11 protein-coding genes are annotated in these 19,010 nt (G+C 70.5%); 1 reads left to right on the forward strand and 10 read right to left on the reverse strand.

What is annotated here, in order from left to right; all coding sequences use genetic code 11:
- Positions 1-2: 2 nt before the first annotated feature.
- The gene (locus NWFMUON74_RS24760) at positions 3-2,438 is read right to left on the reverse strand and encodes a serine/threonine-protein kinase (RefSeq protein ID WP_187684182.1); all 2,436 of its coding nucleotides are present in this window, start codon (positions 2,436-2,438) and stop codon (positions 3-5) included.
- A 124-nt stretch (positions 2,439-2,562) separates the two neighbouring features.
- On the reverse strand, positions 2,563-4,092 hold the full coding sequence (locus NWFMUON74_RS24765; RefSeq protein WP_187684183.1) for an amino acid permease: 1,530 nt from the start codon (positions 4,090-4,092) through the stop codon (positions 2,563-2,565).
- Positions 4,093-4,298: 206 nt separating this feature from the next.
- On the opposite strand from NWFMUON74_RS24765, the gene NWFMUON74_RS24770 reads away from it, so the two are divergent.
- Positions 4,299-5,366, forward strand: a complete 1,068-nt coding sequence (locus tag NWFMUON74_RS24770) for an SPFH domain-containing protein (RefSeq protein WP_187684184.1) — start codon at positions 4,299-4,301, stop codon at positions 5,364-5,366.
- A gap of 81 nt (positions 5,367-5,447) precedes the next feature.
- On the opposite strand, the gene NWFMUON74_RS24775 is transcribed toward NWFMUON74_RS24770, so the two are convergent.
- The 8 genes from NWFMUON74_RS24775 to NWFMUON74_RS24810 all read right to left on the reverse strand — a co-directional run bounded on the left by NWFMUON74_RS24775 (position 5,448) and on the right by NWFMUON74_RS24810 (position 19,008).
- A complete protein-coding gene (locus NWFMUON74_RS24775) occupies positions 5,448-10,364 on the reverse strand; it encodes an NAD-glutamate dehydrogenase (RefSeq protein WP_187684185.1) in 4,917 nt (1,638 codons plus the stop codon).
- 153 nt (positions 10,365-10,517) lie between these two features.
- Positions 10,518-11,153, reverse strand: coding sequence for a hypothetical protein (locus NWFMUON74_RS24780; protein ID WP_187684186.1), 636 nt, complete (start codon positions 11,151-11,153; stop codon positions 10,518-10,520).
- Between the two features lie 167 nt (positions 11,154-11,320).
- Positions 11,321-12,433: a discoidin domain-containing protein gene (locus tag NWFMUON74_RS24785; RefSeq protein WP_187684187.1), complete on the reverse strand. Its 1,113-nt coding sequence runs from the start codon at positions 12,431-12,433 to the stop codon at positions 11,321-11,323.
- A gap of 57 nt (positions 12,434-12,490) precedes the next feature.
- Entirely contained in the window at positions 12,491-12,832 is a 342-nt protein-coding gene (locus tag NWFMUON74_RS24790) for a helix-turn-helix domain-containing protein (RefSeq protein WP_232110579.1), read from the reverse strand.
- A gap of 11 nt (positions 12,833-12,843) precedes the next feature.
- On the reverse strand, positions 12,844-14,619 hold the full coding sequence (gene eccE, locus NWFMUON74_RS24795) for a type VII secretion protein EccE (RefSeq protein WP_232110580.1): 1,776 nt from the start codon (positions 14,617-14,619) through the stop codon (positions 12,844-12,846).
- Positions 14,616-15,974 (reverse strand): type VII secretion-associated serine protease mycosin, encoded by a 1,359-nt coding sequence (gene mycP / locus NWFMUON74_RS24800; protein WP_187684189.1) that lies wholly within the window; start codon positions 15,972-15,974, stop codon positions 14,616-14,618. The genes eccE and mycP overlap by 4 nt, the downstream gene beginning before the upstream one ends.
- Entirely contained in the window at positions 15,974-17,500 is a 1,527-nt protein-coding gene (gene eccD / locus NWFMUON74_RS24805) for a type VII secretion integral membrane protein EccD (protein WP_232110581.1), read from the reverse strand. The genes mycP and eccD overlap by 1 nt, the downstream gene beginning before the upstream one ends.
- Entirely contained in the window at positions 17,497-19,008 is a 1,512-nt protein-coding gene (locus NWFMUON74_RS24810; protein ID WP_232110582.1) for a MinD/ParA family ATP-binding protein, read from the reverse strand. Before NWFMUON74_RS24810 ends, eccD begins: the two co-directional genes overlap by 4 nt.
- Between the last annotated feature and the right edge of the window lie 2 nt (positions 19,009-19,010).

The raw sequence follows: 19,010 nt of genomic DNA on the forward strand, positions 1-19,010 counted from the left end.
GACTACCACCGCGTCCGCGGCCGCACCTGGTTGGCCAGGTCGACCAGGCGGTAGCGGTGCATGCGGTCGGCCGCGGTGCGGGCCAGATCGCGCAGACAGGCTTCGACGCCGCGCCGCAATCCCGGCACGGTGAGCGGGAATCCGAGCAGTTCGGCGTCGGGCACCCGCGGCCGCCCGCCCGCGCGCAGCCATTCCAGCGCCGCCCCGACCACTACCACCCGAAGTTGCAGCGCGCGCGGCGCGTCGGGCACGTCCTCGAGCCGGGCCGCGGCCTCGGCCAGATCCTGTTCGGTCACGTCGGCGACCGGACGCGACACCAGCAGCAGGCAGCCGGTCAGATGCGCGACGCTGTGGTGGCGGGATTCGGCGGGAACCTCGTCGAGCACCGCGACGGCCTCGGTGATCTCGCCGTCCGCGGCCAGCCGGCGGGCCAGGCCGAAGGCCGCGCTCACCACACCGTGATTGGTCCGCCACACCCGCCGGTAGTAATCGGCGGCCGCGCGGTGCCAGAACTCGACGTCACCGGACTCGCTCAGATGCTGGAGCACGAGTTCGGCGGTGGCGGCCAGGGCCAGGGCCGGGGCGATCTCGCCGGGCAGCATCGAGTGCACCGCGTCGAAACTGCTGTAGGCGCGCTCGAAGCGACTGTCGAGCAGCGCCGCGACGCCGGTGTACCACTCCAGCCGCCAGTCCGCCTCGTACCGCGGCCGCAGATCCGCGAGCAGCCGCAGCGCGGGCACGATCTCGCCGAGCTCGAGATGCGCGCGCACCGCGGTGAGCGTGCCCTCCAGCTGGAACGACGCGGGTTCGGCGATGACGCCGGCGGCGATGCGATCCCGGGTGCGCCGCAGGGTTTCCAGCGCGTGCTGCGGGTCGCCGTGCAGCAGCGTGGACAGCAGATCGGCGCTGGGGTCCTCGCTGTCGATGAGCGGCACCGGCAGCGCCGCGCAGACCCGCCCGGCGTCGAGGGTGGGCATCCGCTCCGTGCCGTCGAGCATGCCGTCGGTCTGGCCGATCACCGTGTCTATGCCGAAATCACCACGCAGCGAACCGAATTCGACCGAAGCCTGCGGATGTTCGCGACCGGTCTCGCAGGCCATCACCATCCGCAGCACGCCGGTGAGCTGACAGTACATCGAATAGGTGGACGGGAACCGGCGCTGCGGATCGGGGTCGGTCGCGCGGCAGAGCAACCGGTACAGGGCCGGGTGCGCGGCCAGCAGCGGGTCGTCCTCCGGTGCGGGAATCCCGGGGAGGAAGTGCCCGCCCTTGTCCCGCGGCAGGTCCAGCACCAGCGCGGCGAGCGTGCGGCCGACGGTGTAGATGTCGGACACGACCGTGGGCCCGGTGTCGGTGATCTCGGGCGCCTGATAGCCGGGGGTCCCGTAGATGCTGCCGTAGGACTCCATGGCCGCGACCGCACCCAGGTCGATGAGCTTGACCTCGTCCTCGCTCACCATGATGTTGTCCGGTTTGAGGTCGTTGTAGGACAGCCCGAACGAGTGCAGATAGTCCAGTGCCGGAAGCACTTCCATGATGTACGCGATGGCCTCGGCGATCGGTATCCGGTCGGGCGCGCGCTCGTCGAGCACCTTCTTCAGCGACTGCCCGCCGACGTACTCCATGACGATGTAGCCGTCCTCGACGTCGCGCCGGGACTTGTGCTTGACGAAGTTGTGGATCTTCACGATGCCCGGATAGGCCACCTCGGACAGGAATTGCCGCTCCGCCAGCGCCACCACGTGCGCCTCGAAATCGAGCGGATTCTGCAGCCCCTTGAGCACCACCCAGCGGTCGCTGACATTGCGGTCGACGGCCAGGTAGATCCAGCCCAGCCCGCCGTGCGCCAGACAGCCCTGCACCTCGTACTGCCCGGCCACCAGTTCGCCCGTTTCGAGCTGCGGCCGGAAGTTGAACGGCGAGTTGCACTTCCCGCACACCCCGGCCACCGCGCCGGGCTCGCCGTCGGCGGACCGGCCCACCGGGGCCTCGCATTTCCAGCAGAATCGCTTGGCTTCGGCGACCTCCGGGGTGGCCAGCACGGCCGACCGCGGGTCCACCGAGGCCACCTTGGGCATCTCCACCATGCCCTCGCCGAGGCGGCGCGGGCTGGGGCGCGAGCGGGCGCTGCGGCCGGATCCGGCGTCGGCCTCGGCCAGCAGCCGCAGCTCCGCTTCGGTCGCCGACAGTTCCTGGCCGGCCGTGCCCGGGCCGTCGTCGTCCGCCGTGGCTCGCTCGGTACCCCGCGAGAACAATTGCGCGGGTTGGGTTCCCGACACCAGCTTGCCGGTCTGCGGACCACCGAACCGCTGCGCCGGATCGACGGGCCGCCCGGCGGACCAGGGGTGCGCGTTGGCCGGAATCTCCGTGCCGCGCATACGCCGGTTGGCCCACGGGTGCGGCAACGGGTGGTCGGGCGTCCCGGACCGTTCCGACATGAGGAGCCTCCCGAACCCGCGGATGAATCGCGCCCTCATTCTGGTCCGCCGTACGCTACGGGTGACATAGACCATTCCCCTCGGTGGGAAGAGGATCGCCCCGGCCGCCGGGGCGATCGTCGAGCTATTCGGTGTCCGGCTTCTCGGCCGCCGGAGTGGCCTGCTCGGCCTCGTTCTGCAGCGGACGCTCGGCCAGCACGGGGAACTGCCCGGTGTAGCCCAGTCGCTCCTCGGCAACCCGCAGCACCCGCCGCCGCGCCAGGAACCAGCCGACGATCAGGCCCGGGAGCATGACGCACACCATGGCCAGCACCGCACCGCGCTGCACGTCGTCGTCGCTGGTGGCCATCAGCACCACCACGGCGGCGAGGAAGATCAGCGTCGCGACGGAGGTATAGGGCGCGCCGATCAGCCGGAAGGCGGGCCGCTCCGCCCGTCCGGCGCGCGACCACCGCCACAGTTGCAGCTGGCACAGCACGATCGCCGTCCACGCGGTGATGGTGCCCAGCGCCGACATGTTCAGCACGATCTCGAACGCCTTGTCCGGCACCACCGCGTTGAGCCCGACGCCGATCAGCGCGATCGCGCCGGTGGCGAGGATGCCGACGTACGGCACGCCCGAACTCGACATCCGCGACGCGACGGCCGGGGCGCTGCCGTTCATCGACATTGAGCGCAGGATCCGCCCGGTGGAGTACAGCCCGGCGTTGAGGCTGGAGAAGGCCGCGGTCAGCACCACCAGATTCATGGTGGAACCCGCGCCGCCGACGCCCAGCTTGTCGAAGAAGGTGACGAACGGGCTCTCCCCCGAGGTGAACGAGGTGTAGGGCAGCAACAGCCCGAGCAGCACCAGCGAGCCGACGTAGAACAGCGCGATGCGGGCGATGACCGAGTTGATCGCGCGCGGCATGATCTTCTCGGGATTCTCCGCCTCACCGGCCGCGGTGCCGACCAATTCCACTGCCGCATAGGCGAATACGACACCCGTGGTGACCGTGATGAGCGGTAGCAGCCCGGTCGGGAACAGGCCGCCGTGCTCGGCGATCACCGCCGGGCCGGTGGGCTCGCCGTCCACGGTGAACCGCCCCGCCAGGAAGACCGTGCCGACGATCAGGAAGGCCACCAGCGCGACGACCTTGATCAGCGCCGCCCAGAATTCCAGCTCGCCGAACCAGCGCACCGAGATCAGATTGATGCCGACCACGATCGCCAGCGCGATCAGCGCGATCGCCCACTGCGGAATACTGCGGGTGCCTCCCCAGTAATGGACATACGTGGCGATGGCCGTGATGTCTACGATCCCGGTCATACACCAGTGGAAGAAGTACATCCAGCCGACGCCGAAGGCCAGCTTCTCACCGTAGAACTCGCGGGCATAGGAGACGAACGATCCCGAGGAGGGCCGATGCAGCACCAGCTCGCCGAGCGCCCGCAGGATGAAGAAGACGAAGATGCCGCAGACCGCGTACACCAGGAAAAGCCCGGGACCCGCCGTGTGCAGCCGACCGGCCGCGCCGAGGAACAGCCCGGTGCCGATGGCCCCGCCGATGGCGATCATCTGCAGCTGACGCGGCCGCAACGCCTTGTGGTAGCCCGCGTCCTCGGCGTGCAGCGCGTCGGCCGGCGTCTCGGCGGACGGTCGAACTGTGGTCATCGTGCGGGCCTTCCCGTGACGCGGGTCATACCTTCGTCAATGTACCGTCGAACAACGGCACTATCAATAAGGAGACACTGTTTCGGGCACATCGCAATGTGTCTGAAACACAACGCATCCGGTGCCGCGTCACCGCTGGTCGGCGCGTTGAGCGGACCGTCACACAGCGGTACGCTGGCTATTGATTCGCCTGATGGAGCGTAGTTATGGCATGGTTCGAACGGGAGTTCATCGCGGTCCCCGAGGACCGCAAGAACCAGATGGTCTACAAGTGGCCGGACGTCAACATCCGGCGCTTCACCCGGGCGATCGTCAACGCCGACGAGGTCGCGCTGTTCGTCCGGACCGGGCAGGTCGTCGCGGCGCTCGGCCCCGGCCGCCATCGCATCGACGCGCAGGAACTGCCGGTCCTCGGCAGCCTGGTCGACACCCTCAGCGGTGGCAACTTCTATCGCGCCGAGCTGTACTTCATCTCCACCCGGGAGTTCTCCGGCGTCAAATTCGGTGGGCGACTGGCGGATATCGTCGACCCGGTCAGCGAGCAGGTCGTGACGCTGCGGGCGTTCGGTGAATTCGCCCTGACCGTGCGCGATCCCGCGGAGCTGATCACCTCGCTGGCGGGCACGGCCGATCTGGCCAGTCCGTCGGGGGTGCAGTCCTGGAGCGCGGACCTGCTCCTCAAGGCGATGAAGGTGGCTGTCACCCAAGGGGTTTCGAGCGGCGAGTGGCCGATCCTCGGACTGTCCGGGCACCTGCGCCCGATCGAGGACGCGGTGGTGCGGCAGACCAATCTCACCCTGTACGAGTACGGCCTGCGCATCGCGCGGATGGGCAACTTCGACATCACCCTCGCCCCCGAGGACGCCGATCGGCTCAAGCGGCTGGCCAAGGACATCACCTACATCCGGCTGACGGGCGACTTCCAGCGGTACGCGGCCGGTGAACTCGCGCTCGGCGCGAGCGCGGGCCTGTCCCGTCCCGGCGGCGACACCGGGGCCGGGATGCTCGGTGCGGCCTTGGGGCTCAACGCCATTCAGGCGCACACCAACGGTCAGCCGCCGTCCGCCCCGCCGCACTCGGCCGCCCCGGGCGACGCCGCGGGGCAGACCGCCTGTGCCGCATGCCATACCGCCAATCCCGCGCACGCCCGGTTCTGCATGAACTGCGGCGGGCAGCTCGCGCGGCAGCGCTTCTGCGGCAGTTGCGGCACCGAGATGCCCGCGGCGGCGCAATTCTGCACCGCCTGCGGCGCACCGGCCGCCACCGACGGCTGAGCCCGAGCCGGAAGCATCCGGCCCGGGCTCCGGGTGTCAGGCGTGGTCGGCCGCGGGTTCGGCCGCGGCCGCCGGCGGGTGTCAGGCTTGGTCGGCCGCGGGCTTGGCCGCGGTCACCGGTTCACCGCTGCTGACCATGCTGCGCACCTGGCGGGCCGCGACCGACAGCGTGGCCAGGTCGTAGCTGCCGGTGGCGTCGATCTCCGCGAGCGCCGCCCGGGCGCGCACCAGCCGTGACCGGTTGGTCGACTCCCAGTAGGCGATCTTCTCCTCGGTGCTCTCCAGCGGCTCGGTGGTGGTGAGCACGTCGACGGTGAGCGCGCGCAGCGAGTCGTACAGATCGTCGCGCACGGCGAGCCGGGCCAGCGTGCGCCACCGGTCGCCCCGATCGAGGCGGGCGACCGCGGTGAGCAGCCGCTGAATCTCGAAGTGCTTGTCGAGCGTGTAGTACAGCGCGGCCACCTCGGCGGCGTCGCGGCCGCAGATGTCGGCGATGTCGAGCACGTCCAGCAGCGTGAAGCGGTGGATGAGCAGGTACACCTCCTCGGCCAGCTCCCGGGGCGCGCCGCGGTCGATCGCGCCCTGCGAGCGCCGCAGCACGTCGTCGGCGACCGGACCGGGCCGCCGCGCGGGCACGGCGTCGGCCAAGGCGCGCACGCCGTCGCGGTAGCGGGCGATGCCCGCGCCGATGGCCAGCGGCTGCGGCCGGTTGATCAGCAACCAGCGCGAGGCGCGGTCGAGGGTGCGCTTGGTCTCCAGTTCCAGCTCGTCACGCACCGACGTGGGCAGCGCCGCGGTCCGGATCCGCTGCCACAGCGACCGCAGATCGAAGATCTCCACCGCGGCGGTGTAGGCGCGCACGGCGTCCTCGGTGGTGGCGCCGATCTCCTCGGCCAGGCGGAAGGCGTAGCTGGTGCCGCCGAGGTCGACCATGTCGTTGACGACCATGGTGGCGAGGATCTGCCGCCGCAGCGGATGCCGCTTGATGGCGGCGCCGAACCGTTCCCGCACCGGCGCCGGGAAGTACGTCGGCAGCAGCGTCTCGAAAGCCGACTGGTCCAACAGGTTTCCGGCCAGCAGATCGTCCTTGAGCGACAGCTTCACGTGGGCGAGCAGGTTGGCCAGCTCCGGGGAGGTGAGTCCGGTGCCCGCCGCGGCGCGCCGATCGATCTCCGCGTCCGAGGGCAGGGCCTCGAGCGTGCGATCCACCCCGCGCCGGTTCTCCAGTTCCGCGATCATCCGCCGGTGGACCTCCAGCATCGGCGCCGCGTGCGCGCGCGACAGGCCCATGCGGAAGTTCTGGGAGATGTTGTCGCGCAACACCAGTTCGGAGACCTCGTCGGTCATCGAGGCGAGCAGCGCGTTGCGTTCCTCGGCGGGCAGTTCGCCCGCCGACACCAGGCTGTCGATGAGGACCTTGATGTTGACCTCGTGATCGGAGCAGTCCACTCCGGCCGAATTGTCCAGCGCGTCGGTGTTCATCCGGCCACCGTTGCGGCAGAATTCGACTCGGCCGAGTGCGGTCGCACCGAGGTTGCCGCCCTCGCCGATCACCTTGACCTGCAACTGGTTCGCGTCGACACGCACCGAATCATTGGACTTGTCACCGACATCGGCGTTGGTCTCGCCCGCGGCCTTGATGTAGGTGCCGATGCCGCCGTTCCACAGCAGATCCACCGGCGCCAGCAGGATCGCCTTGATCAGCTCCGGCGGGGACAGCGTGGTGACACCCGGGTTCAGGCCGAGCGCCGCCCGCACCTGTGGCGAGACCGGCACCGCCTTGGCGCCGCGGTCGTAGACGCCGCCGCCCTCGCTGATCACCGACGCGTCGTAATCGCGCCACGACGACCGCGGCAACTCGAACAACCGCCGCCGCTCCGCGAACGACCGCGCCGCATCAGGATCGGGATCCAAGAAGATATGCCGATGATCGAACGCGGCCACCAACCGAATGTGCTCCGACAACAACATCCCGTTACCGAACACATCCCCCGACATGTCACCGACACCCACCACAGTGAACTCCTGCGACTGCGTATCGATATCCATCTCCGCGAAATGCCGCTTCACCGACTCCCACGCACCCTTGGCGGTAATACCCATCGCCTTGTGGTCGTAGCCGGCCGAGCCACCGGAGGCGAAGGCGTCGCCGAGCCAGAATCCGTAGGATTTGGCGACGTCGTTCGCGATGTCGGAGAAGGTGGCCGTGCCCTTGTCGGCGGCGACCACCAGGTAGGTGTCGTCGCTGTCGCGGCGCACCACCCGGGCGGGCGGTAGCACCTCGCCGGTGTTGTGGTCGACGTTGTCGGTCACGTCCAGCAGACCCGAGATGAAGGTGCGATAGCAAGCGACGCCCTCGGCCTGCAACGCCTGCCGATCCACCGCCGCGTCGCCCGTCGCGGCGGGCGGATGCTTCACCACGAAGCCACCCTTCGCGCCCACCGGCACGATCACCGCGTTCTTGACCGCCTGGGCCTTCACCAGACCCAGGATCTCGGTGCGGAAATCCTCCAAACGGTCCGACCACCGCAACCCGCCGCGCGCCACCGGACCGAACCGCAGATGCACGCCCTCGACCCGCGGCGAATACACGAAGATCTCGAATTGCGGCTTGGGCCTGGGCAATTCGGTGATCGAGTGCGGGTCGAACTTGAACGAGAGGTATTCGGTGAGGTTGCCGCTGTCGTCGGTGCGGTAGTAGTTGGTGCGCAGTGTCGCGGTGATCAGGCCCAGAATCGCGCGCAGGATGCGGTCGGTGTCGAGACTGACGACCGCGTCGATCTCGCCCTGCAACCGCTCGGCGGCGGCCGCGGCGCGCGCGGAGGCCACCGGCCCGACGCCCTCCGGATCGAAGTAGGCCTCGAACAGTTCGGCGAACGAGCGCGCCGTGGTCGGCTGCGTCAGCAGTACGCGGGTGATGTTGCCGAAGGTGTAGGCGAAGCCGACCTGCTGCAGGTACTTGGCGTACGCGCGCAGCATCGACACCTCCCGCCAGCCCAGACCGGCCCGCAGCACCAGCTCGTTGAGACCGTCGATCTCGGTGCGGCCGAACCACATCGCGGCGACGGCGTCGGCGAACCGGCGGCGCAGGTCGTCCTCGGACACCGTCGGCGCGCCGGGCGCGGCGGGGACCGACGCGCCGCGCAGCGCCGTCACCGGGATCCGCAGCCCGAAGTCGTAGATCCAGCGGCGGGCACCGCCCGGGAGATCGAGCCCGTAGGGCCGCTCCTCGACCACCTCGACGCCGAGGCTGTGCAGCAGCGGCAGGATGCGGCTCAGCGACACCTCGGCGCCGGTGACATAGAGCGTGAAACGCCATTGGTCATCCGCTGCCCCGGCCCGCCGGTACAGGTTGGTGTCGATGTCGCCGTCGGCGAGCCCTTCCAGCCGCTGCAGATCGGCCAGCGCGCGCGAGGGCTCGTACTCCTGCTGGTAGCCGGGCGGGAACGCCTCGGCGTACCGGCGGACCAGTGCGGCGGGAACCGTCGGCACCCCGGCCGCCTCCGCCACCAACCGGTCCGACCAGGTCAGGGTGGTGGCGAACAGCAGTTCCTGAATGCGCTCGCGGTTCGACTCGGAGATGTCGGCGGGCTCCGCGCCGGGCCGGCGGTGCACCGTGAAATACACGACCGCCAACTCCGATTCGGTGGCCCGCGCGGAGTACGCGAGCTGCTCGGCGTCGAACTCGGCGCGCAGCACGTCGGCCATCCGCAACCGGACCTCGGTGCCGTACCGGTCGCGGGGCATGTAGACCAGGCAGTAGACCGCGCCGCTGCGCCCGTCGCGCCGGATGAACAGTCGCACCTGGCGGCGCAGGCCCAGATTCATGACCGCGGAGACGGTTTCGAACAGGCGCCGGGCGTCGGTGGAGAACAGCTCCACACGCGGGAAGGTCTGCAGCATCTCCAGCAGCGCCTGACCCGAGAACGAGTTCAGGCCGAACCCGGCCCACTCGATCACCTGGTGCACCCGCCGCGAGATGACCGGGATGTCGAGAATGTTCTCGTGCGAACCGGCCACGGTGAACATGCCGACGAAGACGTGCGCGCCCTTCGGCCGGTCCGGGCGCTGCCCGCCCTGCTGAGCGCGCGGGTCCGGGTCGCCGTAGTCGCCGACGCTGACGAAGTAGATGTCCGGCGAGCCCGGCATCACCGCGTCCGCCGACCCGTTCGCCAGCCGCAGCACCGAGCTGTCGCCGTCGAAGGCCGGCACGGCGATCTGCGCGCCCGACTCGCCGCGCAGCACGCCGAGCGCGGTGCCCGGAACCTTGTCCGGCTCCGCGAATCCCGGCTGCGGCGTCGAGCCGGACAGCTGGTAGTAGCCGTACCCCAGCAGGGTGAAATGACCGTCGGCGAGCCAGCGCAGCAGCCGAGCGCAGTCGGTGACCTCGTCGCCGGGCAGCCACTCCGAGGCGTGGTCGAGGCGGTTGGCCAGGCCCAGCATGGTGCGCACCATCGCCTGGGAGTCGTCGTCCACCTGCCGGATGGTCTCGAGCAGCCGGAGCAGCGTGGACTCGATCCGCTCGATCAGCTCGTCTTCGACCTCGGCGCCGAGCTGCACGTGCATCCAGGACTCCCGCACGGCGTGCCCGCCCCGGCCCGCCACGGCGGTGCCGTCGCCCTCGGCGGGCGCGAGCGCGCGCAACCGTCCGCGGCTGTCGCGCAGCACGTCGAAGACCGGATGGACCACCTCGGTGACCGGTGCGCCGAGACGCCGCAGCGCCGAGGTCACCGAGTCGACCAGCAGCGGCATATCGTCGTTGACGATCTGGATCGCGGGGCCGAAACCGTCGCCGCTGCGATAGACGCGCGCGAGGATGCGACCCGGCGGGCGCAGTGCCGCGAGTTCGAGGTGCTGGCGGTAGATCTGCTGGGCCCGGTCGCTGATCGCCGGTGTGGCGGCGCCGGGCTGGATCCAGCGGAAGTAGATCGCCTCCAGATCGGTCGGATTGTCACGGAAACGCTTCCACGAGACCGTCTGCTGGGTGGTCGCCACCATTCCTGTGCCTTCCCTGACTGCGAATTCCCGCCGACCCGATCTGTCTACCAAAGATTGGTACATTACTTAGCGGTACGTTATAAATTGTAACATTATTTTGTGGGAAGGTTGTCCCCACCAGCAGGAACAGCGCGCCGGACACGGCGCGGGCGATCAGCGGAGCAGACCGGACCGCTGCAGGAAGGTGCGCGCACCCGACCGGTCGGTGAACGCGCCCGTCTCGAGCCGCAGCCCGCTGCGGCTGTCGGCGTACATCACCGTGGACGACGGGCCCACCGCCGCGAACACGGTGCCGTCGGCCACGGTCGTCGCCCCGGCGGCGCGCCAGCGCGCGATGGTGTCCGCCACCCGATTCGGCTGCTCCCGCTGCACCGACACGGTCAGCGCCCGGCCGCCGGTGATGCCGCCGGAGAGCAATGCGGAATTCGCCTCGACGACACAGGATTCCGAGGCGCCAGAAGGATCGGCGGAGCGGCACTTCGCCGCCCCGCGCAACGGTTCCGGCAGCGCCTCGGCCGAGGAGGACCCGCCCCCGAGGACGCCGTCGGCCCCGCCGAGCCCGCCGACCGACGACAGGTCCGGCGCGCTGCCGCTACACGACCGCATCACCACGATGGCGAGAATGACCATCGCCACCAGAATCGCGACCGCCGTCCGCCACGACATCGACGCCAGCCGCTCGGTGATGATCTTCGCCGCGTCCGACGCCACCTCCTTGCCGGCGCCCTCGGCGGTCTTCGCCACGTCCGCGGCAGCGTGCTCGGCGCCGTTCAGCAGCCGGCCCGTCATGGTCGAGAACTGCTGTCCCGCAGGATGTTCCGCGTGCTCCGGAGCCCCGGGATGCCCCGCATGGCCCGGGTGCGCCGCCGCCGAGAGCGGCGCACCGCAGTGGGCGCACCGGGAGTCCGCCCCGCTGTTGCGGTGCGAGCAGTACTGGCAGATCAGATGCGACAGAGTCAATGTCCGGTGATCACAATCGAGGAGATGGCGGTGGTGTTGACCGACGGCTCACCCTTGGACTCCAGGACCGTCAGCGTGATCTTCGATGCGCTCACCGCCGGTTTGATCTCTGTGGTGACCACGTTGCGCTGGTCCAGCGTCTGCTGGGTGTAGGTGGTGGCGTTGGCGTCGTCGAACCGATAGGACACCCGGCTCACGGTGCGATACTTGTTCCACTGGTCGGTGCCGTCCGAGCCGACGGCGTCGAACCCGGGCACGATCCCGATCGAATCGACCTGATAGGTCTTGCCGAGATCGATCGTCAGCACCTGGCCGTCGACCCGGTAGGCCCGCGGGCACCGCCACGCCTTGCCCGACTCACCGGAAAATGCCTCCATCGCGTCGGTGCCGCCCTGCGGGCAGTGCGCCTTCGCGGACTGCACCTGGATCGCCGCGGCGGCCGGGGTGGCCGGGGGCGCGGAGGTCTGCAGCGGGGTGCCGCCGGAGGCCTGCGTGACCACCACGTTCTGGCTGGAATTGTCCTCGCCGCCGGTGGTCACCAGGACCAGGATCAGCACCAGCACCAGCGCTCCGGCGACGGCCAGCGCCACCTTCGGTTTGCGCAGATGCACCACCGCGGTCTTGCCCAGCTCGCCGACGCTGGTCGGTTGCGAGGCGGCCGACTTCTGCTCCGGCGCGGGCGGTTTCGGCTCCGACCGGGTCTCGGCGGGTTCGCCCGAGGCACGCAAGCGGGACGCGGCCGCCTCGGAGTGGTCGGCGGTGAACTCCAGACCGGCCGAGGAGTCCGGCGGCTGTCCGTTCAGCAGCGCGAGAATCCGGTCACTGGCCTTCGGCCCGGAACTGGGACGCCGCCGAGCGGACTCGGGCGCCCCGGAGATCTCCGGACCGGCGAGGGACGCGGACGACGCCTCGGCCGAGTCGGTGTCGTCGGTGGCAAGCTCGTCGCCCAGAACCGCGGTGCCGGTCACGGATGCCGACGGCTCGCCGACCGCTGCCGCCCCGGTCGGTTCCAGCCCGGGATCGGCGAGCAGCGCGTCCAGGACCGCGCTACGGTGGCGAAGAAATACGTCTCCCGGATCCTCGGCGGGCATGGTCAGGATGGTATCCATACCCGCTACGGGCGCGGGCGGGCCGAGCTTCCCGTTGCTGAGAACAGCAGACGCCGGTCAGGAATTGCTTTCCGCGGTGATGAAATATTCGGGCGGCACGTCGAAAACCCGGGCCAGCGCGATAATCAGATCCAGCCGCGGAATGGCCTCGCCGTGGATCAACCGATACAGGCCCGACTGCGACACCGGTACATCCGGATAAGCCAGCTCCAAGTGCTGCGCCAGCGAGTACAGCGTCAACGACCGCGTCGAACCGTCCTCGGTCGACACCACCGATTCCGAGATCAGTTCCGACAATCGCCGGGAAAAGATCGCGGCCGCCGCCTGCCGCGGCGTGAGCGCGCCCTCCCCGTCCGGTTCGTGCCGTGCATCGCCTTCCGACTGGGAGTCCGCTACCACGCCGATAAACATTACCGACCCATTTCTTCCCGACCTACTTCGCCACGCCCTACCGACCGGTCACCTAGGGGCGGCACCGGCGGCACGGGGCCGTGCCCGTTCTCGGGCGGGACCACCCCGGGGCCGCCCGCCATCGGATTGTCGCCGGGATCCAGATAGTCCAGATACCGGGTCTCGCCGCGCGGCTCGATCAGATCCACCCGCACGGTGCGCATCGGGATACCGACATCGACGGCCGACGGGCTGACCTGATCGATGGCCAGATCCGCGGTGCGGCGGCGCGGCTGGCCCGGATCGCTGATCGTGACGGTGGTCGGCGCGGCCGAGGCGCGCGGCGGCACCTGGTCGAAGACCGTCACCATCGCCTGCGACTCCGGTTCGGCGCCGGGGGTGCCCGACTGCCCCTCGGGTACCAGCCGCAGCGACGCCGGATCCCCGACCGCCGCCACCAGCTGCTCCCACCGCTGCGGTCGCGCCGAGTACACCTCGACGTCGGCGCCGACCACCATCGCGCGCAGCACGATCTGTTGTGCCACAGGCAATTCGGCGCGCACGTCGATGGTGCGACGCTGCGGGTTGTACAGCGACGGATCGAACAGCGGCATGGCCAGCGTGTGCCGCGGCTGCCCGCTGATCGAGCCCAGGATCTGACCGTTCGGACCGATGGCCATGGTGAGCCCGTCGACGACCTCCTGGGAGGCGATGTCGCGGCCCTGCTCGTCGCTCGGCACGGCACGCACCGACGTACCGGTCGGCAGCGAGGCCAGCAGCGCGGCGGACTGCCGCCCGCCCAGCGGCAGCAGGTAGTCGACCGGCGCGCTGGTGACCGCCGGGCCGACGTAGCGCACCAGGCCGCGAGCGCCCACCGCGCCACCGGCCAGGCTCACCACCACGGTGGTGCGGCCGCGGTTCCACGACCAGCAGTCGTCCAGGCCGGTGTCGCCGAGCCGCGTCCAGTCGATCAGGAAGCTGCTGATGCTGCGGCTCGCCACCGAGGACTCCAGGTGGCCCCACTTCTCCCGCAGATCCGACAGTTCCACGCCCGCGTGCAGCAGCCGGGCCGCGCGCCAGAGCGCGTCGGCGGGCAGCGGCTGTGCGTTGACGCCCCGCTCCCGCAGCCGCCCCGCGATCCGATGCGCCGCGCTGGCCAGTGCCTTCGGCGCGACCTCCGCGCACGGCCCGCGGCGGGTCAGCGCCTCGAGGTTGCGCTCCTGATCCAGGCGGACCACCAGCCACGACATCCGATTGCCGACCACCGGGTGCGAGCCGAGCAACTGGTCGTAGAGCATGCTGTAGCTGCCGCCCGGCCGGACTCGCTGACCGGTGGTCACGATGTCGATGTCCACGGCGATGCCGTACTGGTCCAGCAGCGGCATCAGGGCCTCGGCGCTGATGGTGTCCTCGGTGTAGATGGTCTGTTCGGCGATGACCGTCGGCAGGTCCAGATCCGGCGCCAGCTGGATCATCGCGACCAGCGTCGTGCCGTCCTCGTGCACGCCGCACACCCCGGCCGCGACCTGGACATCGGTCACCTCCCACGGCCGGGACCGCTCGCGGGCGCGGGACTCCCGGCCGACGCGGAACGCCATCCAATCCAGCAGCCATCGCACCGCGGTGCGATGGCCGAAGCGCACGGTCACCGCCGCCACCAGCACGCAGACCACCACCCCGAGCACCCACCACGGGGTGTGTGCGGACATCCCGGCCAGCACCGGACCCCCACCGACCGTCAGTACGGCGAACGGGCCGCGTTCGACTCCCCCGACCCGAACACTCGGAAAACTCACCTACGCCTCCGCAGTACACCGTCCGCACCCACACCCAGCAACACCGTTCCCACGACGATCGCCGCCGAGACCACGAGCGGCTTCAAGTCGCGCGGCCGCGGTGGATCGGGGATCACCAGCGTGGCGCGCTTGTACAGGTCCTCGGGTGGTTTGGGTGGGGTCCGGTAGCTCAGTGCGGCCAGCGGATCGATCATTCCGGCGCCGGCCAGGTTGTCCAGCCCACGCGGCGTGCCGTGCGCGCTGACCTGCAACCGCGCCATGATCTCGGACGGGGTCTCGGACGGGAACCGCGAGCGCAGCAGGGCGGCCACGCCGCTGACGTACGCCGCCGCGAACGACGCTCCGCCCACCGGCACCAGCTTGCCCGCCGATCCGACGCCGTTGATGAGCTGGGTGCCGCCGGGCCCGAGCGACTCGATGCCGGCGCCCGGGGCGGCGATACCGACCCACGGTCCCATCAGCGAGCCCGACATCGGCGTTCCCGACGCGGTGGTGAACCCGACGGTCAGCACATCGGGGGCGAACCAGCCGGGCGCGGAGATCGTCTTCACGTCCCGCCAGTTGCGCGGGTCGCTCGGCCGTCCCGGGTCGACGTCGGGGTTCTGCGCGCAGCCCGTGCCACTGGTATTGCCCGCGCCGGCCACGATGAGCGCGCCGCGCACGTGCACCGCGTAGCCGATGGCGGCCGCCAGCATCGACTGATCGACCTGAGCGTCGGCGGTGACACAGACCGGCAGGCCGACGGTGATCACGCCCGCGCCGAGATTCGCGGCGTGGGTGATCGCCCGCGCCAGCGTCCGGATGTCGATCACGGACTGGTTCTCTCGGGACGAGTCGGGCTTCTCCGGGCGAAAAGCGTTGGAGCGGTAGCGAATCGAGATGATCTGGGCCTCCGGCGCGACGCCCACGAACTTGTCGGCCGGATCGGAGGCCGCGCCGATGATCCCCGCGACCAGGGTGCCGTGCGCGTCGCAGTCGGACAGGCCGTCGCCGCCCGCGGCGACGTAATCGCCGCCGCCGACGAGGTTGGGCAGCCGCGGGTTCGGCGTCACTCCCGTGTCCACCACGGCCACGGTGACCCCGGCGCCGCGGCTCAGCGCCCGCGCCCGCGACAGCTCCAGCGAGGTCTCCGGCGGCGGAGCCTGTGTGGTGTCGCTGTTGGGCAGCAGACCGGTCGCCAGGCAGCCGTCCTCCTGCTTCATCGGGACCTCGGGTCCCGGCGGTCCGTCCGGCGGCGCCGCCCCGACGATCACCTCCGGCGGCGCCAGCGCACCCGCCGGACCGGCCGCTACGCCGAGGATCACGCCGACGACCACCGCCGCGCAGATCCGGATGCCGATTCCGGCAGGGTTCATCAGATTCCTCGCATGGCGGTGTAGATCCCCATGATCCAGAACGCGAGCACCGGGACGACCAGGATCAGCGCGTACTCGATGAGATCGATGACGCGGCGGGTCACCGGCGACAGGCGCACACCCGGCAACCGCAGCGCGGCCACGCAGGCCGCGGCGGCGGCCACCGCCATCACTGCGACCACGACCATGCGAGCGATCGGCGTCTCGTAGGCGCCGACCAGCACGGCGCCCACCCCGACCACGGTGACCGCCGATGCGATGACGAGGGCCACGGCCTGAATGCGATCCGGGTACCAGCGCGTGCGCAGCGCGACGATGCCCGCGACCGCCGCGGCCAGCACGATCTCGCGGATGCCGCCGGGGCTCGCGGCGGCCGAGAGCACGGTCGCCACCGACAGCACCGTGGCCGACCCGATGATCAGGCCGCGCAGGCTGGTCACCGCCAGCCGGGCGCGGTCCTCGATGCGCAGCGAGCGGCGGCGATCGTCCTCGGTGCGGTCGGGACCCGGATCGTCGGCCGTGGCGGTCTCGGCGTCGAAGATGTCGGTCAGGGTGGCCGGGGCCACCTCGGTGCCCGGGTCGGGCAGGTCGGGGGGCCGAATCCGGGCCGCCACCACGGCAAGTCGCGGTGCGGCGGTCAGCAGGATCAGCCCGATGAACACCGCGCCGCCCGTCATGTGCTGCTCGGACACCTCGAGGTAGGCCATCGGCAGCGCGGCGATAGCGACGGCGATGGCGATCACCAGCACCGCCGTCAGGACCGTCGTACTCACCTTGGTCAGGCGCAGCGTCGTCACCGCCGCCGTGGCTGCCATCACGGCGCCCGCGGCGATATTGGCCGCGGCGAACGGACCGGGTTCGCTGTAGGCGGCCGGCACCAGCATCGCGCCGCCGGCGAACAGCAGCGGCAGCGCGGACAGCACCAGCCCGAGGCACAGCATGTCCCCGTCGGCCCGGCGGCGCAGCGCGAACCCCGCACCCCAGCAGATCAGGCCGAGCAGCAACGCCGGCAGCCCGCACCACAGGACCGAACCCGACCGCATCCACGACCACGAGAGCAGCGCGGCCGCGGCGACGGCGCCGACCCCCAGCGCGGACACACCGGTGACGGCCACCGTGCGCGGGTCGAATTCGGAGAACTCGCGCTCGTTGATCAATGCCAGCGCGTCGGTGATGTCCTCGACGACCGGAGTGAACACCTCGGAGGACTCCACGGCCGACAACATCAGCACCGTGCCGTCGATGACGTCGTGGTCGGCGAGGCTGCGCCAGCGCGGCATCGGCAGTTCGCCGGGACGGGCGAGACTCCACTGCCCGCTGGGCGGAGCGAAGTCGACGTTCTCGTCATCGATCGCCCGCGACAGGACCGCGAGCAGGTCGTCCATGAACGTTTCGATCGTGAACTTGGTCGGCACCACCACGTCGACCTGGTACGAGGACACCATCACCGCGATGCGTGCTCGCGCCACTTCCGCCGATGCCTGGGTCGGCGACGCCGCCGCCGGCCCGGCCACCGCTGTACTCACAACCGTCCTCCACGACCCGTGGCGACCTGCCCCGGGAACCCGTCACCGAGCGCTGCCGCCAACTCTTCGAACGCCAGCGCCGTCTCCTTCTCGAGCAACCGCAGATCCACCTCGCCGCCCTCGGCCAGGTGTTCGTCGTAGGGCAACTGGAACGTCGGGCGCTGCGCGGTCGCGAAGAGCTTCTCGATCTGCGCGACCTCCACCATCGGCTTCGCCGCCTGCGGGTGCACGATGGCCACCACCGAATTGGCGATCAGGTGCTGCAGGCCGTGCGCCGCGAACCAGTTCAGCGTGGCGACCGCGCCCTTCACACCGCCCACCGTCGGGGGTGTCACGACCACGACGGCGTCGCTGGTCTGCAGTACCGCGCCGGTGACCGAATCCAGCACGCCGGTGCCGCAGTCGACCATCACCAGGTTGTAGTGCCGGCGCAGTACCGCGACCGCGTTGCCGTACTCCGGCCCGGACAGCGCCTCGACGGCCTCGGTGGACCACGGCGAGGCGAGCACGGACAGGTCGGCCTCGTTGATGGAGGTGAACGAGTGCACCGCGGAGAACGCCTCGAGGTTCTGCGCACGGACCAGATCCCGCAGCGTCAGGCCGTAGGGATGTGGCCTGGTGCGCGTGGGCAGGTCACCGAAGTCGGGATTGGCGTCCACCGCCACCACGCGGTCGGGCCGCAGGCTCGCGAACGTCGAGCCGAGGGCCGCGGTGACGGTGGTGCGGCCGACGCCGCCCTTCACACTCACCACCGCGATCTGATAGGTCGAGGTGAGCTGCCGCCGGATGCGCGCGCGGCGCTCCTCGGTGCGCTGCTCCGCCGGGGACAGTCCCAGATTGAAGCCGACCTTGTTCAGCGCACCGCGCATGCCCTGGGTCGAGCGCAACTGGGCGCGCCTGGTGGCGGAGATCTCGGCCAGCAGGTCCATCGACGTCAGGGAGGCGGGCAGCACCTCGGGGTACGCCACGTCGGTATGCGGGCGGTCGATGCGCTCCAGTCCGCGGCCTTCGTCGGTGACCGAGCGGCTCGGCGGCGTCGGCTCGGCGGCGCGGAGCGGCTGCTGGGGCCGGACCTGCGCGGCCGTCGTCTCCGACTGCTGCATGGTGTGCTGCTGCGCCGAATAGTGTTGTGCCGCAGGCTGTTGCGGCGACCGAGCGGGCCGGTCCGCCGCGGGCTGCGCGGTCGGGGGCGGCGCGGACGCCGACTGGGCGGGCCCGGATGGCGCGGACGCCGACTGAGTGGCCCCGGGCGGCGCGGCGGGGGGTGGCGGCGCGGACGGCGTCCGATCGGGCTGTGACTGGCCCGGGGCACCGACCGTCGGCGCCGACGCGGCCTGGGTGGGCAGTCCGGAGGTGTAGCGGAAGGCATCCGACCGGTCCTCCGCGGGTGCGGGCTGTTCCACCGGCGCCTCGACGGCGCTCTGCTGCGGGGAAAAGTACGCGTCGTAGCCACCCCGAGCCCGCACGGACTCGGCCGGATGTCCGTTCGTATTCGGTGCTCGGTTCATGT

It is taken from the genome of Nocardia wallacei (assembly GCF_014466955.1).
GTDB classification, from domain to species: domain Bacteria; phylum Actinomycetota; class Actinomycetes; order Mycobacteriales; family Mycobacteriaceae; genus Nocardia; species Nocardia wallacei.